At 29.1% G+C, this 26,573-nt stretch carries 20 protein-coding genes; 18 read left to right on the forward strand and 2 right to left on the reverse strand.

Features of this window, described 5'->3' with window-relative positions; translation table 11 throughout:
* Nucleotides 1-107: 107 nt before the first annotated feature.
* Nucleotides 108-443 (forward strand): hypothetical protein, encoded by a 336-nt coding sequence (locus E6248_RS01135; RefSeq protein WP_316339010.1) that lies wholly within the window; start codon nt 108-110, stop codon nt 441-443.
* A 26-nt stretch (nt 444-469) separates the two neighbouring features.
* Here E6248_RS01135 and E6248_RS01140 read toward each other — a convergent pair whose 3' ends face one another.
* Nucleotides 470-1,510, reverse strand: coding sequence for a CehA/McbA family metallohydrolase (locus tag E6248_RS01140; protein WP_316339011.1), 1,041 nt, complete (start codon nt 1,508-1,510; stop codon nt 470-472).
* Between the two features lie 117 nt (nt 1,511-1,627).
* On the opposite strand from E6248_RS01140, the gene E6248_RS01145 reads away from it, so the two are divergent.
* From E6248_RS01145 to E6248_RS01225, 17 genes are all read left to right on the forward strand, one after another.
* Nucleotides 1,628-2,143, forward strand: a complete 516-nt coding sequence (locus tag E6248_RS01145) for a gamma carbonic anhydrase family protein (RefSeq protein WP_316339012.1) — start codon at nt 1,628-1,630, stop codon at nt 2,141-2,143.
* Complete coding sequence (locus E6248_RS01150) at nt 2,143-2,985, forward strand: S1-like domain-containing RNA-binding protein (protein WP_316339013.1); 843 nt, start codon at nt 2,143-2,145, stop codon at nt 2,983-2,985. Before E6248_RS01145 ends, E6248_RS01150 begins: the two co-directional genes overlap by 1 nt.
* Before the next feature lie 374 nt (nt 2,986-3,359).
* Nucleotides 3,360-4,196 carry a BglG family transcription antiterminator LicT gene (gene licT / locus E6248_RS01155; RefSeq protein ID WP_316339015.1) on the forward strand — a complete coding sequence of 279 codons (837 nt, stop codon included), beginning with the start codon at nt 3,360-3,362 and terminating at the stop codon, nt 4,194-4,196.
* A gap of 229 nt (nt 4,197-4,425) precedes the next feature.
* The gene (locus E6248_RS01160; protein ID WP_316339016.1) at nt 4,426-6,285 is read left to right on the forward strand and encodes a beta-glucoside-specific PTS transporter subunit IIABC; all 1,860 of its coding nucleotides are present in this window, start codon (nt 4,426-4,428) and stop codon (nt 6,283-6,285) included.
* Between the two features lie 15 nt (nt 6,286-6,300).
* The gene (locus tag E6248_RS01165) at nt 6,301-7,713 is read left to right on the forward strand and encodes a glycoside hydrolase family 1 protein (RefSeq protein WP_316339017.1); all 1,413 of its coding nucleotides are present in this window, start codon (nt 6,301-6,303) and stop codon (nt 7,711-7,713) included.
* 192 nt (nt 7,714-7,905) lie between these two features.
* On the forward strand, nt 7,906-10,056 hold the full coding sequence (locus E6248_RS01170; protein ID WP_316339018.1) for a hydantoinase/oxoprolinase family protein: 2,151 nt from the start codon (nt 7,906-7,908) through the stop codon (nt 10,054-10,056).
* Between the two features lie 369 nt (nt 10,057-10,425).
* Nucleotides 10,426-11,211, forward strand: a complete 786-nt coding sequence (locus E6248_RS01175; RefSeq protein ID WP_316339035.1) for a MurR/RpiR family transcriptional regulator — start codon at nt 10,426-10,428, stop codon at nt 11,209-11,211.
* A 358-nt stretch (nt 11,212-11,569) separates the two neighbouring features.
* Nucleotides 11,570-13,021 carry a hypothetical protein gene (locus E6248_RS01180; RefSeq protein ID WP_316339019.1) on the forward strand — a complete coding sequence of 484 codons (1,452 nt, stop codon included), beginning with the start codon at nt 11,570-11,572 and terminating at the stop codon, nt 13,019-13,021.
* Between the two features lie 21 nt (nt 13,022-13,042).
* Nucleotides 13,043-14,974, forward strand: coding sequence for a leucine-rich repeat domain-containing protein (locus tag E6248_RS01185; protein ID WP_316339020.1), 1,932 nt, complete (start codon nt 13,043-13,045; stop codon nt 14,972-14,974).
* Nucleotides 14,975-15,343: 369 nt separating this feature from the next.
* The gene (locus E6248_RS01190; RefSeq protein ID WP_316339021.1) at nt 15,344-16,042 is read left to right on the forward strand and encodes a hypothetical protein; all 699 of its coding nucleotides are present in this window, start codon (nt 15,344-15,346) and stop codon (nt 16,040-16,042) included.
* 4 nt (nt 16,043-16,046) lie between these two features.
* Nucleotides 16,047-17,597: a DUF4127 family protein gene (locus E6248_RS01195; protein ID WP_316339022.1), complete on the forward strand. Its 1,551-nt coding sequence runs from the start codon at nt 16,047-16,049 to the stop codon at nt 17,595-17,597.
* Nucleotide 17,598: 1 nt separating this feature from the next.
* The gene (locus E6248_RS01200) at nt 17,599-18,957 is read left to right on the forward strand and encodes an FAD-dependent oxidoreductase (RefSeq protein ID WP_316339023.1); all 1,359 of its coding nucleotides are present in this window, start codon (nt 17,599-17,601) and stop codon (nt 18,955-18,957) included.
* Nucleotides 18,958-19,057: 100 nt separating this feature from the next.
* Nucleotides 19,058-20,359 (forward strand): transporter, encoded by a 1,302-nt coding sequence (locus E6248_RS01205; RefSeq protein WP_316339024.1) that lies wholly within the window; start codon nt 19,058-19,060, stop codon nt 20,357-20,359.
* Nucleotides 20,360-20,508: 149 nt separating this feature from the next.
* Nucleotides 20,509-21,153 (forward strand): hypothetical protein, encoded by a 645-nt coding sequence (locus tag E6248_RS01210; RefSeq protein ID WP_316339025.1) that lies wholly within the window; start codon nt 20,509-20,511, stop codon nt 21,151-21,153.
* Between the two features lie 259 nt (nt 21,154-21,412).
* Nucleotides 21,413-22,213: an amino acid ABC transporter substrate-binding protein gene (locus E6248_RS01215; protein WP_316339026.1), complete on the forward strand. Its 801-nt coding sequence runs from the start codon at nt 21,413-21,415 to the stop codon at nt 22,211-22,213.
* 37 nt (nt 22,214-22,250) lie between these two features.
* Nucleotides 22,251-22,892 carry an amino acid ABC transporter permease gene (locus E6248_RS01220; protein ID WP_316339036.1) on the forward strand — a complete coding sequence of 214 codons (642 nt, stop codon included), beginning with the start codon at nt 22,251-22,253 and terminating at the stop codon, nt 22,890-22,892.
* A gap of 11 nt (nt 22,893-22,903) precedes the next feature.
* Nucleotides 22,904-23,587 carry an amino acid ABC transporter ATP-binding protein gene (locus tag E6248_RS01225; RefSeq protein ID WP_316339027.1) on the forward strand — a complete coding sequence of 228 codons (684 nt, stop codon included), beginning with the start codon at nt 22,904-22,906 and terminating at the stop codon, nt 23,585-23,587.
* 291 nt (nt 23,588-23,878) lie between these two features.
* On the opposite strand, the gene E6248_RS01230 is transcribed toward E6248_RS01225, so the two are convergent.
* Entirely contained in the window at nt 23,879-26,494 is a 2,616-nt protein-coding gene (locus E6248_RS01230) for a calcium-translocating P-type ATPase, PMCA-type (RefSeq protein ID WP_316339028.1), read from the reverse strand.
* Nucleotides 26,495-26,573 lie beyond the last annotated feature (79 nt).

Below are 26,573 nucleotides of genomic sequence, written 5' to 3' on the forward strand. Positions count from 1 at the left end.
AATTTAAGAATAGTATTTCTTTTACAAATAATTAAATTTATATTACTTGAAAATGTAGAGGATTTCTTTTAATATATAATATAGATACTATAAGGAGGCATTATATTATGAGCAATGTTTTATTTACAATAGCATATTTTGCAATTACAATTGGATTAATGATTTTATTATTCACTTTTGGTAGAAAATATGTATTTTCTAGAGTAAGAATAAATAAATGGATTCCGTTAGCTATATCTTTAGTATTATTTGCAACTCAATTTATTATAAAAATTAATAATATGTGGATTAGTATGGCACTTACTTTAGTTATAGTTTGGTTCTTTATGTGGTTTATTGATATTCAAAGTACTGGTGGACCAAAGAAACAAGAGAAGAAAATAGAAATTAGACCTAAAGCTAAACCAAATAGAGCAAAACATATTCAAAATCAAAAAAAATAGAGTTTTGAAGTAAACATGGCATGCAATTATTGCATGCCATGTTTACTTTCATTAATAGAATTATTTATAAAAATAGGAGAACTAAAAGCTATTTTATTATCATCTTCGATAATCTTAATTAAGTACCAACTTTCATTTTCCTCTCTATTATGTTCATAAAAATACTTAATACTATTCAAACCTATATTTTCAATTGTTTTTATTGTCTTACCTTTATTAGTTATAATTTGTATTTCTCTTATTTTGTATCTTATATCTTCAGAATAAATCATAAAACGTATCTTATTACTATTAATAGAAACTTCTTCTCCCATAAATCCATTATTAGCTGTAAAGTATAGTTTTAAATACCGTGACTCTGTAGAGAAAGTTCTTCTTTCACGAAAGGCAGAGATTATATTACTTGTTGATAGGCTATTACACAAACAAACTGTTAAGTTTTCAGAATCACCAAAGTTAATTTTGTGGTTATCTTGGCCGTTGATAGCTCCAAGCTTCCATCCTGCATCTAATAAACTAAAATAGTATTTATCATGTCTTGTATATTTGCTAGAAGGGTTTCCATTACCTACTTCTACTGATGTTATTAATTTATTTAAAATCGGATTATATGGTAAATTAATAATGTTCTTATGAGGATGATTTATTGAAATAAAGGAATCTTCATTATTAAGCATCCACAATACTAAAAATCGCAAATCATGAACTACACCAGTAAAGAAGCTTTCAGAATTAATAATATTTAAATCTCCGAATTGAGAAGTTTTACATTCAAAACCAACAATAGGAAGGAAATTATCAATTTTCTTTTTTATTTTTGAAGCATATATCTTTGTACCTTCATATTTATCATATTTAGAATCCTTTATTTTAATTTCCTTAGATAAATGAGAATTATGATCTGTAATAAATAAGAAATTTAATCCAGCTCTATATGCATATTCATAAGCTTCTATGGGAGAACCCTTGCCTGTAGAAAATTCTGTATGGCAATGAGGAATACCATAATAGTACTTTATATTAGATTTATCAAATTCTTTTATTTCTTTTATTTTTTTTCTTCCCAAAATAAGCCCCTTATAAATTATTATCTATCTATATATAGTATTTAATAAGTGGAAATAATGACAATAATATTAATCAGTGATAAAATAACTTTAAATATATAATTAGAGGGTGATTAAATGATTTTAGAATTTAATGGTATTAAACCTGTTATAGATAAGACTTGCTATATTTCTCATAGTGTTGATATAATAGGTGATGTTGTAATTAAGAAGAATGCAAATATTTGGTTTGGAACTACAATTAGAGGAGATATGAGTAATATTTTCATTGGTGAAAATACTAATATTCAAGAAAACTCAGTAGTACATGTAGATTTTAAACTTGGAACATATATAGGAAATAATGTTACTATAGGACATCGAGCTATTATACATGGATGTACTATATCTGATAATGTTTTAGTAGGAATGGGATCTATTATATTAAATGGAGCTAAAATTGGAAAAAATACTATAATAGGAGCAGGATCTTTAGTAACTCAAGGAAAAGAGTTTGAAGATGGAGTTTTAATTATGGGAAGTCCAGCAAAAGTTGTAAGAAAGCTTAATGAAGATGAAATAAAAAGCATAGAAAAATCTGCAAGTAATTATGTGGAGATTAGCAGAAAATACATGGAAAACAAGGAGAAATAATGATTAATATAGGTGAGTATAATTTATTAGAAGTTAAAAGAGAAAAGGACTTTGGATTTTATTTAGGAGATGCAGGAAGAGAGACTGTACTTTTACCTAAATCAGTTCTTGAAGGAAGAAAAATTGAAGTTGGGGATAATGTGGAAGTATTTGTATATAGGGATTCTAAAGATAGACCTATAGCAACTTTCAAAAAGCCTTTAGTAACAGTTGGTGAAGTTGGTTACTTAAAGGTAGTATTTCAAAGCGAATTTGGAGCATTTGTAGATTTTGGATTAGATAGAGATATCTTTGTACCTTTAAAAGAGCAAAGATTTAAATTGCATACTGGAACTAAGTACCTATTTTATATTTACTTAGATAAGACAGGAAGACTTGCAGCGACTACAGATGTAGAAAATTATATTCTTAATGCAAAAGAAGAAGGTGTTGAATATAAGGTTGGAGACGAAGTAGTAGCTCAAGTTTATGGAAAGACTGAAAATGGCTCAGTTCATGTAGCTATAGATGGAAAATATAAAGGGCTTATTTTAGCAAATGAATATTATACAGAAATATATCCAGGAACTGAAATGAAGCTTAGGGTAAAGAGATTATATGAAGATGGAATAATAGGAGTTACTCCAAGAAAGACTAGATTAAATGAAAGAGATCAAATTAAAGAAGATATTTTAAAATATCTAAAGAAAAATGGTGGATTTATGCCATTTAATGATAAGTCATCTCCAGAAGATATTAAAGCTACTTTTAATACAAGTAAGAATTACTTCAAAATGGCTTTAGGTGGTCTTATGAAGGATGGTAAAATAGTTCAAGAAAAAGAAGGAACTAAGTTAATATAGTATAGTACGGTGTAGAATGGCTGAATCGAAGATTATTTAAACTTCGATTCAGTCAAATTTATTTCTCGAGATACAGATTTGTTAGATTATAGATATTTAAGAGGATAAGTATATTATTTTTAGGGAGACAGCTTTTTCTTGAATTTGAATAATGCAAATTAAAACGAAAATTATAAAGGTTAGTCCTATAGATAAGGTTGACATTAAAAAAAATCAATGATATAATCGTATAGCAATTAATAATAATGACATGGAATGTTACTGGTTATGCAGGCTTTACCAAATTATTAATAATATTTATCTGGAAATAGATGTTATTTTATTTGAGTATAGTCTTTTTTTATACTCAAAAATCTTTGAAGGGGAGGAAGTCAATGAAGATAGATAAAATAATAAATAATAATTTAATTAGAACATTTGATAAGAATGGCAAAGAAGTTCTTGTTATGGGATGTGGTTTAGGTTTTCAAAAGAAAATCGGTGATATCATAGATCAAAGCAAGATAGAAAAAATTTATGCTATTGAAAATAGAAATGATTGTAATAAATTAATGACTTTACTTTCAGAAATCCCTTTAGAGTATATTCAAGCTTCAAATGAAATAATTTCTTATGCAAAGTATTCATTAGGTAAAAAATTAAACGATAACATTTATATTTCGTTAACAGACCACATTAGTTTTGCAGTAGAAAGATATAAGCAAGGATTAAACTTTAAAAATGCTTTGTTATGGGAAATAAAAAGATTTTATAATCATGAGTTTTTAATTGGTAAAGAAGCATTATCAATTCTAAAGAAACGTTTAAATATTGAGCTTCCTGAAGATGAAGCAGCATCTATAGCAATGCATATAGTTAATGCTCAGCTTAATTCAAAGGATATGAATGATACTTTAGATATAACAAAGATGATTCAAAATGTTTTAAATATAGTTAAGTTTCATTTTAATATAGAATTAGATGAATACTCCCTTCATTATGAAAGGTTTATAACTCACTTAAAGTTCTTTGCACAAAGAATGATTAGTGGAAAAACTATGAAGAGTGATGATACTAATTTTTGTGAAATGATAAAGATTCAATATAAAGATGCATATTTATGTGTAGAAAAAATTGAAAAATATATTTTAAAAGAATTTGAACATACACTTTCAGATGAAGAAATGATGTATTTGACAGTACATATACAAAGAATAATAAAAGAAGATTAATTTTAGTAGGATTGTTACTAGTAATGTAGGCTATACCTAGGAATTATAGATTTTGAGTACTCATCTATATTTCTTAGGTTTTTTATATTATATATGATTTTTAAAGAACATAGATAATATATGATAAATAAAAGCTTAGTATGAAAGGTAGTTACCGTAAGCAGAATAATTTCTGTATTATGGGCTTTACTTCATTAGAATTTATATATTTTAAATGGAGGAATAAAAAATGGATTATGCAATAGTTGCAAAAAAAATATTAGAACAAGTTGGAGGGGAAAGTAATGTTAATGCTGTAATGCACTGTATGACAAGACTTAGATTCAACTTAAAAGATGAAAGCATAGTAGATGATGAAGGCGTGAAAAAAATAAAAGGTGTTATGGGAGTAACTAAAAACGGTGGACAATATCAAGTAATTATAGGAAATAGTGTAGGAACATGCTATAAAGAACTAATGAAGCTTGGAAATTTCAAAGAAGAAAAATCAAATGAAGTGAAAGAGAAAAAAGGAATATTTGATACAATATTAGATGTTGTTTCAGGGTGTATGTCTGCAACAATGCCAGCTATTGTTGGTGCAGGCATGATAAAAGTTTTATTAGTTATATTACCAATGATGGGTATATTATCAAATACTAGCACAACATTTAAGTTATTAAATGCTTTAGGAGATGCAACATTTTATTTCTTACCACTAATATTAGTAATGTCATCATCTAAAAAGTTTAATGTAAATCCATATACTTTAGCAGCAGTAATTGGGGTTATGTTATATCCAGATTTTATAGGACTTGTTGATTCAGGTGAAAAAATAACATTATTTGGATTACCTGTAGCTGCAGCTGGGTATAAATATTCAGTGATTCCAGTAATTATGATGGCTTGGATTATGAAATATGTTGAAAGCTTCACAGAAAAAATTACGCCAGAATTTACAAAGAACTTCTTAAAACCAATGTTAACATTATTAATTGCTCTTCCAATTGCTTTAGTAGTAATTGGACCAATAGGTTTCTATGCTGGTGAAGCATTGTCAGGTGGTATGCTATTTATTTATGAAAAAGCTGGATGGCTTGCTCTTGCAATAATGGGGGCTTTAATGCCACTTATAGTTATGACAGGTATGCACTGGGCCTTCATTCCAATAGCAATAATGAATATAGCAAACATTGGATTTGATACTTTATTATTACCTGCTATGTTAGTTGCAAACTTAGCACAAGGGGCAGCATGTTTAGCAGTTACTTTAAAATCTAAAAACAAAGACTTAAAGCAAGTTGCTAGTGCTTCAACAATATCAGCATTAGTTGCAGGTGTTACAGAGCCAGCTATGTATGGTATTACTTTAAAATATAAAAAGCCTTTATATGCATGTATGATTTCAGGTGGAGTAGCAGGTTTATATGCAGGTTTTGTTGGATTAAAAGCTTTTGTATTTGCAGCACCATCACTTGTGTCAATAGTTCAGTTTATAGATCCAAAGGGTGGATCAAACTTTATTAATGCATTAATAGTTGCAGCTATAGCAACTGTAGGAACATTTGTATTGACTTGGGTACTTGGCTTTGAAGATCCAGTAAATGCAGAAGATGAAGAAATAAAAGCAGATATGGATGAAGCTAAAGCTATATCAAACACAATAGTATTATCACCAATTGAAGGAAAGGCAGTATCTTTAAAACAAGTTAATGATATTACATTTAGTGAAGAAATAATGGGTAAAGGTGCAGCTATAATACCAACTGTAGGAAGAGCTATTGCACCTATTGATGGAGTTGTTTCAGCATTATTTGAAACAAAACATGCTATTGGATTAACTTCAGATAATGGAGCAGAAATACTAATTCATATAGGATTGAATACAGTGAAACTAGGTGGGAAATACTTCACAGCACATGTAAAGAGTGGAGATAGAGTTAAGGCTGGGGATTTATTAGTAGAATTTGATATTAAAGCAATTAAGGAAGAAGGATACGAAGTAATTACACCAGTACTTGTTACAAATTCACATGATTATAGTGATATATTATCTTATATAGATAGAGATGTTAAAGAAAAAGAAGAGTTAATAAAAGCAATTAAATAAGAGGAGGTGTTTTAAATGATAAGATTTCCAGAAAATTTCTTATGGGGTGGAGCTACAGCAGCTAACCAGTTTGAAGGAGCATATAATGAAGATGGTAAAGGATTATCAATTCAAGATGTGATGCCAAAAGGAATAAAGGGACCTGTAAGTGAAGGCCCAACAGAAGATAATATGAAGCTTATAGGTATAGATTTTTATAATAGATATAAAGAAGATATAAAGTTATTTGCAGAAATGGGCTTTAAAACTTTTAGAATGTCTATTGCTTGGTCAAGAATATTTCCAAATGGTGATGATAAAGAACCAAACGAAAAAGGATTAGAGTTTTACGATAAAGTATTTGATGAACTAGCTAAGTATGGAATAGAGCCATTAGTTACTTTATCACATTATGAAACTCCACTGGCATTAGCTAAAAATTATGATGGATGGATAGATAGAAGACTTATTGGATTCTTCGAAAATTATGTTAGAACAGTATTTACAAGATATAAAGATAAGGTAAAATATTGGTTAACATTTAATGAAATAAACGCAGCATTACATGCACCATTAATGAGTGCTGCTATATGGACTCCAAAAGAAGAATTAAGTAAGCAAGATTTATATCAAGCTATGCATCATGAACTAGTTGCTAGTGCATTAGCTGTTAAAATTGGTCATGAAATAAATCCAGAATTTAAAATCGGATGTATGATTTTAGGAGTGCCGAATTATCCATTAACTCCACATCCAAGTGATATAATAAAAGCTATGGAGCAAGATAGAGAAATATTATTCTTTGGAGATATTCATGTTAGAGGAGAATATCCAAAATATATGAATAGATACTTTAAAGAAAATAATATAGAAATTAAAATGGAAGATGGAGATAGCGAAATACTTAAAAATACAGTAGACTTTATTTCATTTAGTTACTATATGAGCACATGCGCTACAGCTGATCCAGAAAAGGCTAAGGGAGGATTAGGTAACATTATTTCAGGTGTACCAAATCCATATTTAGAAGCATCAGAGTGGGGATGGCAAATAGATCCACAAGGATTAAGATATATTCTTAACTTCTACTATGATAGATATCAAAAACCATTATTTATAGTTGAAAATGGACTTGGAGCCGTAGATGAATTAGTTATAGATGAAAATGGAAATAAAACAGTAAATGATGATTATAGAATCAATTATTTAAACGATCATTTAGTTCAAGTTGCTGAGGCGATTGAAGATGGTGTTGAGCTAATGGGATATACTACTTGGGGATGCATTGATTTAGTATCTGCATCAACAGCCGAACTTAAAAAGAGATACGGATTTATTTATGTTGATAGAAATGATGATGGAACTGGAAGCTTAGAAAGATATAAGAAAAAGAGCTTTAACTGGTACAAAGAAGTTATAGAAACAAATGGTGGAAGCTTAAAAAAATAATATAATAAATAAAGCTATGAATATCCAATTAATTTTAACGGTATTCATAGCTTTTATTTAATTTTGAAAAGATTTTTTAGATAAATTAAGAAAGATATTTTCAAAGTGTTGAAAAAGAAATATCAAAATGATACAATTGAAATGTAAAGGATTAGAAAAAATTGAATTTATTATATAAAGGGTGGTATTGAGATGAATAGAAAAGTAAGAATAGGAATTGATGTTGGGGGAACATTTACTGATGCAGCTGTGATAGATAATGAAACATATGAAATTATAGCAAAAGATAAAATTCCAACTACTCATCATGCTGAAGAAGGGGTAGCAAAGGGAATAGTTACAGTTATAAATAAAGTATTAAAAGATAATAGAATTTCTCCAGATGATGTTGTATTTATTGCTCATGGTACAACCCAAGCTACTAATGCTCTTTTAGAAGGTGATGTAGCTAAAACTGGTATTATAGGTATGGGGAGAGGTTTTGAAGGTGAAAGAGCAAAGGGTGAAACAAATGTTGGAGATGTTGAACTAGCTGCTGGAAAATATCTTCATACAGTTCATAGTTATATAGATTCAGGAAATTTAAGTGATGAAAGAATTAAAGATGCTATTTTAAAATTAAAGTCTAATGGAGCAGAGGTAATAGTTGCTTCAGAAGCATATTCAGTGGACAACCCTGAAAATGAAATTAAGGTAATTGAAAGTTGTAATAAAGAAGGTTTATATGCTACTGGTGGATATGAAATATCACAGCTATATGGGTTAATGGCTAGAACAAGAACAGCTGTAGTTAATGGAGCTTTAATTCCTAAGATGATGGAAACTGCAAATATGACAGAAAAATCAGTTAAAAATGCCAATATTAAAAAGCCACTTATGATAATGAGATGTGATGGTGGTGTTATGACTGTAGAGGAAGTTAGAAAACGTCCAATATTAACAATGTTATCAGGTCTTGCAGCTGGCGTTGCTGGTGCACTTATGTATGAAAAAGTTTCAGATGGTATATTTTTTGAGGTAGGAGGAACATCAACAGATATATCTGTTATAAAAGATGGGAAAGTAATGATTAAAAATGCAGAGGTTGGAGGCCATAAGCTTTACTTAACATCATTAGATGTTAGAACTCTTGGTATTGCAGGAGGAAGTATGATTGTTGTTGAAAATGGTAAGATAGTTGATGTTGGACCAAGATCAGCTCATATTGCTGATAAAGAATATGAAATTTTTGCAGATGAAAGTAAAATGTCAAATCCTAAAGTTAAATATATAGCACCAAGAAAAGATGATAAAGCTAATTATGTAGCAATTGAATGTGATAATGGGTATAGTTATGCATTAACAGTAGCAGGAGCTGCAAATATATTAGGATATGTTCCAGAAAATGATTATGCAAGGGGAAATGATAAAGCTGGAAGAAAAGCCTGGGAAGTATTAGCAAAGGAAATAGGAATATCAGTAGAAGAAGCATGTACTCAAGCTATGAATATAGCTATTAAAAAAGTTAAGGTTATAGTTGAAAATTTAATTAAAGAATATGATTTAAATACTTCAATTATAAGATTAGTTGGTGGTGGAGGTTCAGCTTCAATTATTACACCTTATTTAGGTGAAATGATGGATATGAAATTTAATATTGCCAAAAATGCTCCATATATATCTACCATAGGTGTTGCCCTAGCTCTTGTAAGAGAACAGGTTGAAAGAAATGTAGCCAATCCAACAGAAAATGATATTAGAAGAATAAGAGCTGATGTTATGGAAGCAGTAACTAAAGCAGGAGCAAATCCAAGTACTGTTGAAATTTCAATAGAAGTAGATTCACAAAAAAATATCTTAAGAGCTGTAGCAACAGGTGCAACTGAGCTTAGAACTAAGGATTTAAACACTGCTAAAAAGACTGATGAGGAATTAAAGGAAATAGCAGTAACAGCCACAGGAGTCCAATGTGAAGAAATTGAATTAGTAGCTAAGACTGGTAGATGGAATGCTTTTACAGCTAATAAAATAGAAAAGAAATTATTTGGATTAGTAAAGAAGAAAAAATATCTTGTAAGAGTTATTGATAATGAAGGGGTAATAAGACTTCAAAAAGATAATGGAAAGATATTGATGGTAACTAAAGGAGATGTTAACTATAGATTTTCTGAATTTGTAGACCATATGACCACATATTCTGATGCTGGTGGAATTCTTCCTAAGGTATATTTATTTTTTGGGGAAAAACAAGTAGATTTATCAGGAATGACAAGTAAAGAGCAATTAATATCTGTTGTTAATATGGAATTGGAATTTATTGATGAAGATAGCCCAATTATTGCGGTAGCTTCAAGGGAAAATTAGTAAGAATAAAAATGGAGAGCTAGGAATTAATAGCATAAATTGTGTTAGTCCTAGCTTTACTAGATAAGAAATATAATATTTAAACCTTTATTGAGAAGAGTTGAATTTAGGTGATTAAGGCAACTGATTGGTAAAAATAGTAGCATTAAGAAATAATATAAATTATAATGATATATGGAGTAGAAAATATTTGGGTTGTCTTTTAATAGTAGTAAAATATGAATTGAAAGATTGAAGAGTTTATATTGAATGTGTTGGAATTAGAATGTGTAAGACATCATAGATGTACTTATTATTTGCATTAGATATACGAAAGTCAAATATAAATTTTACTAATAAATTATAAAATAAAGGTATGTGAATATAGTGATGATGGTAAAGGATAAAAGTGACTTAACTAAGTCAGAGGTTAAGATATTAGATTATTTACAAGAGTATATGAATAGTAGTATATATATGACAGTTACAGAAATTGCAAATAACTGTGGGGTAGGTGAAGCCACTGTCACGAGATTTTGTAGAAAATTAGGCTTTAGAAGTTTTCTTGAGTTTAAAATGACAATGGTACAAGAGTTTCAAAATAAAGGTATAACAGAAGATGATATAAAAGAAGAAGCTGTTTTACCAGAGGATTCTGTAGAGTTAATAGCAAGGAAGCTAGGAGATTCTATTAGCAGTACAATATTTAATAATTTAAAGGCGCTTAATTATGATTATATTGAAGAGGCTACTAATAGAATTTTAAAGGCAAATAAAATATACTTTGTTGGAGTTGGATACTCAGGGGTATTGGCAGAAGATGCTTATTATAGATTTATGGATTTAGGGCTAAATTGTAGTTATTTTAGAGATATAAATGCATTATCAGCAGTAAGTAAATTTTTAAAATCTGATGATGTAGTTATAGTTATTTCACGTAAGGGAAATACTGCTGAAATAAATTCTGTAATTGAAAATATTAGAGAAAATAAAGTTAATGTTATAGCTATTACTGAAAATTTGTTATCAAAATTAGCTAGAGTAAGTGATATTACTATTAACTATAATTCGCATAAAGTTGAAGTAGATGATAAAGTCGTACAAAGTAAAATTATAGAAAAATATGTATTAGAATTATTATATTTAAATGTAGTTAGAAAGAATTCTATCAAATAAATTTTAAATGCTATCAGTTTAAAAGCGATAATACTTTTAAACTGATAGCATTTTCGTTTTAATAAAAATAATTTTCAAATGTGGAATTAAAATTCAAAAAAATGAAAATATACTATCAAAAACTATTGCTAAACGTTTTCAAGGGTGGTATTATTAATATATAGTAAAAAATGGATGAAAAGTTAATTTATATTAATTCTTTCTCAAAGACTAGCAAAGTTAATAACAAATTTCAATAAGCTTATGGAATGTAACAAAAGATGTAAACAATATTCATTTAGAGTTTTGACTTAAAATAAGAGTTATTATTTTAAGGGTTTATGACCCACATAATTAAAAAATGAGGGGGAAAAGAAAAGTGATCAGAAAAAGAAAAAAAATCATGTGTATTTTAGCATCAGTAGTTATAGCAGTAGGAGTTTTAAGTGCTAATGTAAGCGCAAATGTTGAAAAAGTACAAGGTAGTAATGTTGCGGATAGTATTAATGCGAGTATTCCAGAAGTAGTAAAAGAGGAAAATACTCCAAATCTTGAACTAATGTATGAAGTATATATTGAAAACAGAGACGGTGGAAGTATATATCAACAATATCCTGATGGGACAACAAGAACAATGGGAAATGTAATACGCGCAGGTAAATATTCAGCTGATTCTTCAGCAGGTTTTTGGGCCTCACATTATGATGCTGGTAATGATGGTAGTCACTCTTGTATAACTGCAACTGCTTCAAATAATGTACACATAAGGGTGGGTCCTAATGAAAGTTATGATCCAATAAAGGCTGCAGAAATAACTAAAGAGTCAGTTCCAAGTTTATCACCAAAGGATATAGAAGCTGCAGGTGTATGGATGCCTAAGCAATTTACAATAGGTACTGAGGAAGATTATTCCTTTGCAGCAATAAATAATACAGCAGGCTTCGCTGACAATATTATTTATACAGATATGGCTGGAGGAACAGAAATATTTGGAGGTATTAGTGGAGCCTTTGTTGGAAACCCAGTACACTTCTTAGATAGTGATGGAGAATGGAAGTCATTAGATTACTATTACAATGGTTCTTATGATAAACCAATACCAGAAGATTTAAAGATAATAGTAAGTAAGCCTTCAATAGATATTGGTTCACCTACTAGTATAGAATTTGAAAACTGGGCAGCTGGAGATACAGTAAATGGTGAATATAAAGATACTAATGGTAGAGTACTATTAAATTACGAAGATGGTACATCAAAACATATAGCAGATATAATTCAAAGAGTTAAGGGTACAGGAAGATTTGGTGGAAGTGAATATTCACATGTTGGTACATTTAGGGCAAGTCATCCAGGTGTAATTTGTTTATCGACTTCACCTAAAACTGGTAGAACTAACTGGGGAAGTGCTTCTCATTACTCAGGTGGAATTCAATTAGTTCCAGCAAATCATGCAAAATTCTTGGCTTATAACGTTGATCAAAAAGCATTTATAGATGGACAATTTAATCAACAACCACACTATGGAATAATAGGAGCTGTAGGCTCAACAGCAGAAAATTTATTTAATCCGGATTATGCAATAGATGGAAAGATCTCTTATGATCCAATTTGGGAGGCTGTTGCACCACTTTATTCTCAATATATGAAACCAAAATATATTGAAGGGGATAAAGAAAATAGCACAATGTTTGTTATATCAGAAGATTTTGGACAAACCTATCAAGAATCTCCTACGATTATGGGATTAACAGGTTTTAAAGATAATGCAAATTCATTTGAAGAGTCTCCTGTTGCTAATTGGACAAATATAAAAATACTTTTAAAATACTAAGATTATAAGTGAGGTTATATTATGATAAGAAAATCAAAAAGTAAAATTGCTATAATTATTGCTATTGCATTATCAGTATCAGTTATTTCAAGCTACAAAATTAGTACTGTTTTTGCAGATGAGTTAGAAAATAAAAAACAAATAGATACGATTCAAGAAGTGGAAAGTGAAGAAAAAGCAGAAAATATTACAATTGATGAAACAGATTTAGATAAAGTGATTTCAGAAGATGAGTTAAAGGTTATGTTTCCAGATGAAAATTTAAGAAAGGTAGTTGTAAGAAATGTAACCTATACTGCCTTTGCAAATCCTCAAGGAATACCAGGTCTTGAAGAAGATACAGTTACATTAAGAAAGTTACAAGCAGTTAAATACTTACTTGCAAATGAAGAAGGGATACAATCTCTTGAAGGAATAAGGTATTTACCAAACTTAATAGAGTTAAATTTAGAAGGAAACCATATTCCTTCATTATCAGAAGAAATTTCAACATTAAAATCTTTAGATAAATTAATTCTATCAAGAAATAAATTAACTGAAATACCTGGATTCATTGGTAACTTACCTAAGTTACGTTGGCTTGATATTTCAGAGAATAGCTTAATATCAATACCAGTAGAATTATTTAATATTAAGACTATAGATAGATTAGATATATCTCAGAATAAAATAGAATCATTGCCAGTTGAAATTAATAACTTAACATCATTACAAAGATTAATAGCTTATGATAATGAATTAACTGAGTTACCAATAGAAGCTGGAAAGTTAACAGTTTTAAGAGATATAAGTGTTTTCGATAATAAGTTAAAATCACTACCAGAATCTATTGGAACATTAACAAATCTTAATTATTTAAGGGTTGCTAAAAATCAATTAACATCATTACCAGAAAGTATAGGTAATTTGAAAAACTTGTTTACTTTATCAGCAAATAACAACCAAATAACTTATATACCAAGTAGTATAAATGGATCAACTAAAATTGGTGAAATAAATTTATCAAATAACTTAATAGAAAACTTAGATTTCAAACTTTCATTGCCTGTATTAAAGGAAATAAATTTAAGCAATAATAAGTTAACAGAAATACCAAACTTAAGTGGTTCAACTAATTTAAGAAAGGTAAATCTATCTAAGAATGAAATAGTTGATGGAAGTGCAGCTTCATCCTGGGGAACTGTTCAATATTTAGATATTTCTAATAATAAATTAACAGATTTACCACTTGTATCAACTATAAAACAACTTGATGTATCATATAACGAAATTACAAAGATACCATCAGAAATAACTACTATGACTACAATTAATAATTTAGTTCTTAACAATAATAAAATAGAAGAGTTACCAGTAGAAATAGGACAATTATTAACATTAACAGGTTTAAATATAAACAATAATAACATTAAGAATTTACCAACAGAAATTGGAGCTTTAATTAAACTACAAGGTTTTTATAGTAATGGTAATGGAATAACTGAAATACCAGAATCCTTTAGTGAACTAAAAGAGTTAAGATTCTTCGAAGTAGCAGATAATAACTTAACAATTATTCCGGATTCAGTAGCTAGCCTTGAAAAGCTAAAAAAGGTAAATATTAAAAACAACTATCTTACAAAGATTAACTTTAATGAAAATGTTAAAGTTGTAAGTGATGGAAACTTCCTTGATACAAAAGTTGAAATCAAAGCAATTTCTAATAAGAAAATAGATATAAAAGTAGATGAGGTAATAAACCTATTAGATTATGTTGAAGTTATTGGAAGTGACAGAAAGTTAAACTCAGAGGTTGTAGAAGTAAGATTAGATTCTAATAAAGGAGTCTTTAAAATAGGAGAAACACCAACAACAATAATCGGAGTACAAAAAGGTGTTGAAAAAGTAACTATAAAATTAAAAAATTCTGAAGGTAAGAAATTTGAAGCAAGAGTAGATGTAAGAATAAAATAAATGTTATAGCAATACTACTGAGTTCAGTGAAGTGCTATGATTAGTGATTGGAAAAAGCCATACCTTTAAGATATGAATTTATATGAAAGTTTTAGCGTTAATAATTATAGATTTTATAAATTCATTAAGGACTAAGACTTAATTATAGATTACTAAGGTATAGCACTCACTGAATGAAGTAATTTTATTAAGGTACCAGTTGAATTTGCAGAGGGGAGGCTCTTTTATACTAGTAATAAGGTGGAGATGATTTTTTATAAAAGAATATGAATAAAATTTTCAAATTAATGAAAAAATAATATCAAAATCCTTGAAAGTAAAAAATTGGTATGATAAAATGTAGTTAAATTAATATTTAAGGAGGACAGTATGAATCTTTTAGATAAGTTAAATGAAAAAAAGTTAACATTGATTGTAAGTTTGCCAGCAAATGATGTTGAACTAGCTAAAGCAGCTATTGAAGCTGGAGCAGATATGGTGAAAATACATGTCAATGTGGAACACAGAGCAAGTAAAACAAGGTTTGGATCTCTACAAGAAGAATTAGAAAATGTTAAAGCAATAAGAGATTTATGTCATTCACAAAATATATCTTCAGGTATTGTTGCAGGTGGACATAATGAAATTCCAATGTCAGAAATAGATGGAATAATGGAAAATGGATTTGCGTTTATATCATTATATGATAAGCATATGAATCCATTAATAATGAAAAAAGATATCTATAAAATGGTAGCCATAGATGATAACTATGATATAGAGTTTGTTAAAGTTTATGATAGTTTACCTATAGATATACTTGAGTGTTCAATTATGGATCCAAAAACCTATGGTGAGCCTCTTACTGTAAGGGAAATATTACAATATAAGTCTATACGCAATTCAACTAACACACCTATTGTAATTCCAACTCAAAGAAAAATAACCCCAGAACAAAGTTTAATACTTCAGGAAATTGGTATAAATGGCATAATGATAGGAGCTATAGTAACAGGTAATACAAAAGAATCTGTCTATAAATCAACTTTAGAGTTTAGAGAAACTATAGATAATTTTAATAAGGAGTAACATTATGGAAAGTGAGAAGGTTTTATATATACCTTTAGATGATAGACCTGTAAACCTTGCTTTGGTACAAGACTTAGGAAAAATATCAAATATCGATATAATAACACCACCTAAAGAAATCCTAGGGCAATTTTTTCAAAAGGGACAATGCCATGAAATTTCAAACTGGCTAAAGAATACTAAAGGTCAAGTTTTAATAATATCATTAGATATGCTTTTATATGGAGGGTTAATTGCTTCAAGAAGTTCCGACACTCCAAAGGAAGAAGCTTTAGAATTGTTAAATGCTGTAAGAGAATTTAAAAGAGAAAATCCTACAGTAAAGATCTATGCTTTCTCAAATATTATGAGATTATCTATTTCCATTTCTGGTGATGAAAGTGAAGTATGGTGGAGAAAGATAAATAAATATAATGAGCTAAGATATAAAATTGAAATTTTAGGAGAGCTTAATTTACAAGGTGATTTAGATAAGTTAATATCTGAAATTCCTGAAATCGTTTTAGAAAATTATTTAAACTCTAGAAAAAGAAATCACATATTAAATATGGAAGCAATTAATCTTGTTAAAGATGAAATAGTAGATTTCTTAATTATGTCTCAAGAAGATTGCTCACCCTATGGACTTCATTGGATAGAGCATAAGGTTATAAATGACGAAATAAATAAATATTTTTTAAAGGATAAAGTTTATGTATATCCAGGAGCTGATGAAATAGGACAAATTTTATTAGCTAGGTATATAAATGATAGTACAAAATCCTATCCTAAGGTTTTTGTTGATTATGATGATGAAGATGGAAGTAATAATATACCTAAATTTGAAGATAGACCTTTAAAGGATAATATTAATGAACATTTAAAAAGTTTAGGAACAATAAGTGTAGATAATATAGAGTCCTGTGATTTAGTCTTAGCGGTTACCACCCCTAATATGCCTTATATAGATATGGCAGAAGATAATATGGATAACTATAATAAGAAAGAAATTATAGATGACTTTGTATCGAAGCTAAAAAAATATTCTTATAAAGGTAAAGTAATAGCCCTAGCAGATTTATCCCTTGCTAATGGTGGGGATTTATATTTAATAGATAGATTAAGGGAAGAGGACTTATTATTAAAAATTACAGCATATAGTGGTTGGAATACTGCAGGTAATGCATTAGGTACTGCTATTGCTCATGGGAATATTATTTCCAATTTAATAAATAATAGTAAATTAAACTTAAATAATTCTATAAATAGCTTACGACTTCTTTTAGAAAGATATGCAGATGATCTTTTCTACCAAAGTATTGTAAGAAGAGATACAGCCAAAATAGTTCTTGAAGAAAATTTAAGTATTTTCAATATGGGAAATATCAATGTAAGGGTAAATAACTATGTTGAAAAAGCTTTAGATACTTTAATGAAAGAATATTTTATAGGAAAAAACATTGATTATTTAGAATCAAAAGGTATAGTGTCTGAAATTGATGTAAAAGCGGCATTACCTTGGAATAGGGTTTTTGAAACCGAATGTTCTATAAAATTAAAATTACAGGAGGTTTAAAATGGATATTAAGGGTTTTAAAGAATATGACATAGTAGTAATCGGAGGGGGGCCTTCTGGATTAATAGCAGCTAAGGCAGCAGCTACAGATGATGCTAAGGTTTGCTTAATTGAAAGAGGTGGATATCTAGGTGGGTGTGCTACAAAATCTTTAGTTATACCTCTTATGACTTTTCATGCAGGAGAAAAGCAAATAATTAAGGGGTATGCAGAAGAACTTATAGAAAAAATAAAAGAAGAAGGTGGAACTATTGGACATATAATGGATCCATTAGGTGTTGCAGCAACTGTAACTCCAGTAGACACAGAAATTTATAAATATGTAGCTCAAGAGTATTTACTTGATGCTGGTGTTGAAATTTTATATCATACAGAAGCTTTAGAAGTAAATAGAGAAGAAGAGAGTGTTACTTGTATAACAGCCAAAACTCGTTCAGGTATTTATGATATAAAAGCTAAGTATTTCATTGATGCAACAGGGGATGCTGAAATAGCCTACCTAGCTGGCTGTGAAATGAAGGTAGGAAGAGAAGTAGATGGAAAATGCCAACCTATGACTTTTATGTTTAAAATGGATAATGTAGATGTTGATAAAATAATAGATTATTCAGATAAACATCCAAATGAATTTGTTATAAGTAATGAAATCAGCTCGCTATCAGAGGTAAAAAGAATAGCGATTTCAGGATTTTTCTCTAAGGTGGAAGAAGCTAATAAAAATAATGATTTAAATCTAAATAGAGATAGAGTACTTTTCTTTGAATTAAATAGAAGAGGAGAAGTAGCTATAAATATGAGTAGAGTAATAAATAAAAAATCTATTGAAGGCTTTGAACTTTCTGAAGCTACTATAGAAGGTAGAAGACAGGTAATAGAGATATATAAATTCCTTAAAAAATATATTCCAGGCTTTGAAAACTCAAGATTACTACAGTCAGCAGATGAGATTGGTGTCCGTGAGTCCAGAAGAATAGTAGGTGAGTATGTAATTACTGAAAATGATATCATTCAAGGGAAGATATTTAGTGATACAGTAGCCTTAGGTAGTTGGCCTATTGATATTCATGATCCAGAAGGGAAGGATATTACCATTAAGGAAATGAAGATGGGAGACTATTATGGAATACCATACAGGTGTTTAATTCCAAAGGGTATAAAGAACTTACTAGTTACTGGAAGAGCAATAAGTTCCACTCATGAGGCATTTGCTTCAGTTAGAGTATCACCTATATGTATGGCATTAGGTCAGGCAGCAGGGATTGCATCAAAAATAGCTTTAATAAATAAGTTACCTTATAAAGATATAGATATAAATGAGTTAATGATTGAACTAAAAAAATCAAATCAAGTAATAAGTTAAATCGCAATTATTTATTGTTTCAAGTTTAAATAAAAGGCCTTTAGGATAAAAAACTAGGGGCAAATATAAAAAAAGAATAAAATTTTGGAGGTATTATAAAATGGGAGATGCATTAAGTTTACAGGTAATATTAATTTTATTAACATTTGTAGTTATTACAGGACTTATGATTGCTAAAAAGTTACCAACATTATTAGCTTTACCTTTACTAGGTATTATTATTGCAGTGATTGCTGGGGTTCCATTCAAGACACCGTTAGAGGAAGGTGGACAAACAATAATGGGACATGTTATTGGAGCCGGTTCTGCAAGGTTAGCAACAACTATGATTGCCACAATATTAGGTGGAATGTTTGCTAAAACTATTCAAAAGCAAGGAATATCAAATGCTATCGTAAGAAAAGCAGCAGAGCTTGCAGGGGATAAACCATTAGTTATAGCTTTTGTATTAACATCAGCAGTGGCAGTAGTTTTCTCAGCACTTGGAGGTGCTGGGGCAGTTATCATGGTAGCAACAATAGTAATACCTCTTATGCTATCAGCAGGTATTAAACCAACAGCAGCTGCCGGTTGTTTCCTAATGGGGCTTGGTTTAGGGGGATTATTTAATGTAGCTAACTATCAATTCTATGTTGATGCAATTGGAATGGATATGGAACTTGTAAAATCAACTTCTTTAGTATTGGGATTAATTTCTGTAGTTGTAACAGTTGTATATATATTAATTAATGTTAGAGGTACTTCAGTAAGAAGTACATGGGCTATGCCAACAGGAACAACAACAAATGTTGTTCAAAAGGATGTTAATATTTTTGCTTTACTAGCACCAATAGTACCAATTTTATTAGTATTCTTCTTTAAGTTATCAACTGAAGTTTCATTATTAACAGCAGTTATTTATACAATATTAGTAACAAAACCAAGAGATTTCATCCAAATTACAACAAGCTCTTTAGTTGAAGGAATTCAAGATGTTGCTGGGGTTTTAGGTTTAATGATAGGTATTGGTATATTATTAAATGGTGTTGCAGCAGAACAAACAGTATCATTAATGCAACCACTTATTTCAGCAGTATTACCAACCTCACCAGTTCCATATATAATATTATTTACAATCTGTGCTCCTTTAGCATTATATAGAGGACCATTAAATCTGTATGGATTAGGTTCTGGAATCGCAAATGTTATGCTTGCAGCAGGAACATTAAGTCCAGCAGCAATTGGTATGGCATTAAGATCTACAGGTGTAGTTCAAGGTATATCTGATCCAACAAATACTCATAATGTTATAGTGTGTGATTTTGCAAAAGTAGATGTAAATGCCGTATTAAAATCTACAATACTTTACACAGTAATAATAACTTGTGGAGCTTTAATATATACTGCAATTACTATATTTTAGTTAAGAAAATATTCTTAATTTAGAAGAAGGGTTAAGAGTTAAGTTGTTTTAAAAACCAAAACTTAACTCTTAATTTCCACAATATAAAAGGGTGGCGCTAGGGATAGGTGCATAAGCCTCTTTTGATAAATTTAAGGGGAGTAAATTAAATGAATAATTTATATTATTTAAATGATGAAATTTTATACTTTTTAGAATTAAAGGAAGATATAGTATTTCATAAAATACCAAAGAATAAAATAAGATATTTTCTTAATGAAGCTAGCAATATTGGTAGAAAAGAAGCTAAGAAATATAAAGATATTACCATAGAAGAGTTACTTAAGGATAATGGAGTGGAAGTAATTATTGAAGAGACTTGTCCCACTAAGAAATTAGATATAAGAGGTGAGATAATCTTTGATAAAAAAGAAAAGAAAATAACAATTTATAAAAATTCTATAGAACAACTATATAAATCTTTAAATGAATCAGGATTTAAAGTGAGTAGAGAAAAGGTTTATCAAATTCATTTGGCGCATGAGTTTTATCACTTCCTAGAGTTTAAGAATAAAAAGAATACAAACGAATTGTTAGAAAAAGTGGAGACAATTTCTATAGGACCAATAAAGAGAAAATCTTCAATATTAAAAACTAGGGAAATAGCAGCTCATAGCTTTTGTAAGGAGTTATTAAATCTTAAATTCCATCCAAAGCTTATGGATTATTTATTTTTAATTGAAACTAAAAAAGTAGATAAAAATGATTTTAAAAGGTATATTACAGAATTAAATAATGAATATTTACACCTCTGATGTTAATTAAATTAATAATTAACATCAGAGGTGTACTATTTTATTCTTTATGAATTTATAATAAGCTAGCTAGATTAACTAAGTCAATTGATTTCATATATATTGATAGAAATGATGATGGAACAGGAACTTTAGAAAGATATAAAAAAATATGATAATTAAAAAATTATCATATTTTTATTGACTTCATTACTTTATTGTGTTAAAGTATTAAATAAGGAAAGCGTTTTTAAAGAAAATAAAGAGGGGGCAATTAATTATGAAATTTGGGAAAAAATTATTAGCTTTAACAGTAGTATCTGTTATGTCATTATCATTGATATCATGTGGGGAAAAGAAAGATCAAAGTGTATTAGATAAGGACAAGCTTATTTTAGGTTTTGATGATACTTTTGTACCTATGGGATTTAAAGATTCAAATGGAGAGTATGTTGGATTTGATATTGATCTAGCTAAGGCTGTTTCAGAAAAGTTAAATAAGGAAATAGAGTTTCAACCTATAGATTGGAGTATGAAAGAAACGGAACTTAAGAACGGAAATATAGATTTTATTTGGAATGGATATAGCATTACAGACGAAAGAAAAGAAAAAGTTGAATTTTCAATTCCATATTTAAATAATAGACAAGTTATTATTACTTTATCAGATTCTAAAATTAACACTAAGGCAGATTTAAAAGATAAAGTTGTTGGTGCACAAAATCAATCAAGTGCTGTTGATGCAATTGAGGCTGATGGTGATACTATAACTACATTTAAAGATAGTAAAGTAGTAACTTTTGAAACTAACAATGAAGCATTAATGGATTTAGAAGCAGGAAGATTAGATGCTGTAGTTGCTGATGAAATATTAGCAAAATACTACACTAATCAAAGAGGGTCTGAAAAGTATAAAATTTTATCTGAAGATTTTGGTACAGAAGCGTATGCTGTAGGAATGAGAAAAGAAGATAAGGATTTAGTTGAAGCATTTAATAAAGCATTTAATGAGTTAGTTGAAGATGGAATAGCTGGAGAGATTTCTGTTAAGTGGTTTGGTGAAGATATAATTGCAAAATAATTAATAAAGTAATAAGGAGGCGTTTACCTTGGAATTAATAAATGAAATTATGGAATTTATTCCTCAAGCATTAGAAGGCTTAAAGGTAACTATTGGAATATTTTCGATAACCTTAATATTATCAATACCTTTAGGCGTAGCAATTGCTTTAGGAAGAATATCTAAAATAAAAATACTAAAATCTATAACTGGAATCTATGTTTTAATTTTAAGAGGGACACCATTATTATTACAAATATTATTTATATTTTTTGGGTTACCTATTATCGGTATAAATATACCGAGATTTCCAGCGGCTATTTTAGCTATGGTATTAAATTATGGGGCATACTTTGGAGAAATATTTAGAGCTGGTATATTATCTATAGATAAAGGACAGTTTGAAGGGGCAGATGTACTGGGATTAAATAAAAAAGATACTTTTTTTAGAATCGTACTTCCTCAAGCTCTAAAAAGGATTTTTCCACCTGTTGGAAATGAGGTAGTAACTTTAGTTAAAGATACAGCATTAATTTATGTAGTTGGTTTAGATGAGTTATTAAAGATAGCCAAGATAGCATCTAATAGATTATCATCTATTATGCCATTTGTTGTAGTTGCAGTATTCTATTTAGTATTTAACGGAGTGCTAACAAAGATTTTAGAGGCAATGGAGAAAAAGTTTGATTATTATCAATAGGAGGGAAGGATATGCTTAAGGTTAAGGGGTTAAAGAAAAGTTTTGGGAAAACTGAAGTTTTGAATGGAATAGATCTTGAAGTAAATTCAGGAGAAATAGTAGTTATAGTAGGTCCTTCCGGTGGTGGTAAAACAACTCTATTAAGGTGCGTAAATGGACTAGAGTTTTGTGATGAAGGGACTATTATAGTAGAAAATAAGTATTTATGTGAAAATGGAGTTTATAAGGAAAAGAAAGAATTTAATGAAGTAAGAAGAGCAATAGGGTTAGTATTTCAAAACTTTAATCTTTTTCCACATATGAGCGTATTAGATAATTTAATAGAAGCACCCATTAGGGTTTTAGGAGAAAAAGAAACTAAGGCGAAGAAAGATGCAAAAGAAATATTAGGATTTTTAGGATTAAAAGATAAAATAGATAGTTATCCTTATGAACTGTCAGGAGGACAAAAGCAAAGAGTAGCTATAGGGAGAGCCTTAGCTTTAAATCCTAAATTAATGTGCTTTGACGAACCTACATCAGCTTTAGATCCAGGTTTAAGTGGAGAAGTAGCAGAGATAATAAGGTCACTTGCAAAAGAGGGAATGAGTATGCTTATAATAACTCATGACATGGATTTTGCAAAAAAAGTAGCAGATAAGATATACTCAATGAAGAACGGAATTCTCCTAGAAGGAAATGTATTTACAAATTGAATATAACGACAATGATAAATAGAATATGCTCCATAAGACATATTCTATTTATCATTACGAGTATATTACAATTAATAATAGCCAAAGAATTTGTTGTGGAAATGATATGTACTAAATGAAAATGAGAAGAAGTAAAAATGAAGGAATGAATAAAGGAGGTTTTATATAGCAAAACCTCCTTTTTTTAAGATGTACTTAAAAAATCTATAAAGATTTTTTATAAACATTCTTTCATTTTTTAATTTTTTCATTCTTTAATTAAATGCTTTGAATTTTATTACATACTTACAGTTATTTTTTTGATTTAAATATGACTTTTATCAATTCATTTATTACAAATGGAATTAATGAAATTAATATTACTATTCCCCAATCATATAGGCTTAAGGAATAAACTTTAAATACATTTGCAGTAAATGGTATTGTTATTATTGCAAATTGCAATAGAATACCAAAAGCTATAGATGCTAATAGCCATTTATTCTTAAAGAAACCTATTTGGAATATAGATTTTCTTTCGTTTCTCATTGATAAGGAATAGAAAAGTTGAGAAACACTTAATACTACAAATGCCATTGTTTGAGCATGTTTTAAGGAGTCAGGATATAATTTTTCTCCTAATACAAAGGCAATTAAAGTTGTAACACCAATTAATATACCATTTATTATTAGAAGAATTCCTGTTCTACCGGCAAATAAACTTTCATTTGGGGCTTTAGGAGGTAAATCCATAACTCCCTTATCACCAGGATCTACGCCTAAAGATAGAGCGGGAAAGCTATCTGTAATTAAGTTTACCCATAGAATATGGATTGCTTGTAATGGTGTAGGCCAGTTTAGTAAGATTGCAACAAATAACGCGACTACTTCTCCTAAGTTACAGCTTAATAGGAATGTAATAGATTTTTTTATATTATTAAAAATATTTCTTCCTTCTTCTACAGCATTAACAATAGTAGTAAAGTTATCATCAGTAAGCACCATATCAGCTGCACCTTTTGCCACATCTGTACCTGTTATACCCATAGCAACTCCAATATCCGCAGCTTTTAGAGAAGGTGCATCATTAACTCCATCACCTGTCATAGATACTATATTATCGTGAGCTTTAAATGCTTTTACTATTTTTACTTTGTGTTCAGGAGAAACCCTTGCAAATACTCTATAATTATTAACAATTTTTACAAACTCATCATCACTATAAGTATCTATTTCACTTCCAGCCATAGCTTGTGAAATATCTTCAGCAATACCTAAGTCTTTAGCTATTGCAACAGCAGTATTTTTATGATCTCCTGTTATCATTATAGTTCTTATTCCAGCCTTCTTGCTAACTTCAATAGAAGATTTTACTTCTTCTCTAGGAGGATCTATCATTCCCATAAGACCAATAAAGATTAAATTAGATTCAAGATCATTTACTACTATATTATCATTATCAATTTCCTTATAAGCTAAGGCTAAGACTCTTAAGGCATCATCTGACATTTTATTAGATGATTCTAAAACCTTATCTTTTTCAGCTTTAGTAAATTCCTTAACTTCACCATTTATTAAAATCTTATTTGATATTTTTAATATGCTATCTATTGCTCCTTTAGTAAATACAGTATTTTTATTATTATAATTATTTACTGTAGTCATTAGCTTTCTATCTGAATCAAAGGGGATTTCATTAATTCTTTTGTTAGAAGCACTTAAATCTTCTTTTAGTATATTAAGTTTATTTCCAACCTCGATTAAAGCAACCTCAGTAGGGTCTCCAGTTTGCTTACCATCTTTTGAAGTAGCGTCATTGCATAGAATCATTCCATCAACTAATAATTTAGATTCTTTATTATTAATATCTATTTTATCTAAATCATGAATTTCATTATTTACAAATATTTTTTTTACAGTCATTTTATTAATTGTTAATGTACCAGTTTTATCTGAACAAATAATAGTAACTGAGCCGAGAGTTTCTACAGAAGGTAACTTTCTTATAATTGCATTTTCCTTTATCATTCTTTGAACACCAAGTGCAAGAACTATTGCAACTATTGCTGGTAATCCTTCTGGAATAGCAGCCACGGCTAAACTTATAGAAGTCATAAACATTTCAAGAAAATCTCTTCCTTGGAACATAGATACTATAAACATAAGAATAGAAATACCTACAGCAGCAAACCCTAGGGTTTTCCCAAGTTGAGCAAGCTTTCTTTGAAGTGGGGTAGTATTATCCTCTTCAGCATCAAGCATTTGTGCTATCTTACCTATTTCTGTATTCATACCAGTTCCTACAACTATACCTACACCTCTACCATAGGTTACAAGAGTAGACATAAAGGCCATATTATGTTGGTCACCAATAGGTAATTCAGAGTTATCTAAATTAGTTTCTGAATTTTTATCAGAAGGTACAGATTCACCTGTAAAAGCTGATTCTTCTATTTTTAAATTAGCAGCTTCAATAAGTCTTAGGTCAGCAGGTATATATCTACCAGCATCGATAATAACTATATCTCCAACTACAACTTCTTCAGATTGAATTTCTATTATATTTCCATCTCTTTTAACTAAAGCTTTAGGAGTAGACATATTTTTCAATGCTTCTAAAGCTTTTTCAGCCTTAGATTCTTGTATTACCCCAATTATTGCATTCACAAATATTACTATTAAAATTATAATTGCATCACTAAATTCTTTTACTACCATAGAGATAATAGCTGCAATTAATAATATATAAATCATTACATCATTAATTTGTGCTAGGAATAATTGAAACATGCTTTTTTTCTTTTTTCCTTGAAGTTTATTTAATCCATTTTTCTCAAGTCTTGATTTAGCTTCATTAGAGGATAATCCATTAACTTCATTAGAGGATAATTCTTTTATTATTTCATCAGAATTTTTACTATACCACATTTTTACCTCCTATATTATAAAAACTATGCATAACTATATTGTATTAATTTTTAGCTATAATAATACATGGAAGAAGTGA

It is taken from the genome of Clostridium sp. (genome assembly GCF_032552055.1).
GTDB lineage: Bacteria > Bacillota > Clostridia > Clostridiales > Clostridiaceae > Clostridium.

Coding starts and splice junctions, on each gene's coding strand:
- E6248_RS01195 (WP_316339022.1), top strand. CDS start 16,047: ATGGAAAGTGAGAAGGTTTTATATATACCTTTAGATGATAGACCTGTA.
- licT (WP_316339015.1), top strand. CDS start 3,360: ATGAAGATAGATAAAATAATAAATAATAATTTAATTAGAACATTTGAT.
- E6248_RS01230 (WP_316339028.1), bottom strand. CDS start 26,494: ATGTGGTATAGTAAAAATTCTGATGAAATAATAAAAGAATTATCCTCT.
- E6248_RS01150 (WP_316339013.1), top strand. CDS start 2,143: ATGATTAATATAGGTGAGTATAATTTATTAGAAGTTAAAAGAGAAAAG.
- E6248_RS01200 (WP_316339023.1), top strand. CDS start 17,599: ATGGATATTAAGGGTTTTAAAGAATATGACATAGTAGTAATCGGAGGG.
- E6248_RS01135 (WP_316339010.1), top strand. CDS start 108: ATGAGCAATGTTTTATTTACAATAGCATATTTTGCAATTACAATTGGA.
- E6248_RS01215 (WP_316339026.1), top strand. CDS start 21,413: ATGAAATTTGGGAAAAAATTATTAGCTTTAACAGTAGTATCTGTTATG.
- E6248_RS01190 (WP_316339021.1), top strand. CDS start 15,344: ATGAATCTTTTAGATAAGTTAAATGAAAAAAAGTTAACATTGATTGTA.
- E6248_RS01185 (WP_316339020.1), top strand. CDS start 13,043: ATGATAAGAAAATCAAAAAGTAAAATTGCTATAATTATTGCTATTGCA.
- E6248_RS01165 (WP_316339017.1), top strand. CDS start 6,301: ATGATAAGATTTCCAGAAAATTTCTTATGGGGTGGAGCTACAGCAGCT.
- E6248_RS01175 (WP_316339035.1), top strand. CDS start 10,426: ATGATGGTAAAGGATAAAAGTGACTTAACTAAGTCAGAGGTTAAGATA.
- E6248_RS01160 (WP_316339016.1), top strand. CDS start 4,426: ATGGATTATGCAATAGTTGCAAAAAAAATATTAGAACAAGTTGGAGGG.
- E6248_RS01145 (WP_316339012.1), top strand. CDS start 1,628: ATGATTTTAGAATTTAATGGTATTAAACCTGTTATAGATAAGACTTGC.
- E6248_RS01210 (WP_316339025.1), top strand. CDS start 20,509: ATGAATAATTTATATTATTTAAATGATGAAATTTTATACTTTTTAGAA.
- E6248_RS01170 (WP_316339018.1), top strand. CDS start 7,906: ATGAATAGAAAAGTAAGAATAGGAATTGATGTTGGGGGAACATTTACT.
- E6248_RS01205 (WP_316339024.1), top strand. CDS start 19,058: ATGGGAGATGCATTAAGTTTACAGGTAATATTAATTTTATTAACATTT.
- E6248_RS01225 (WP_316339027.1), top strand. CDS start 22,904: ATGCTTAAGGTTAAGGGGTTAAAGAAAAGTTTTGGGAAAACTGAAGTT.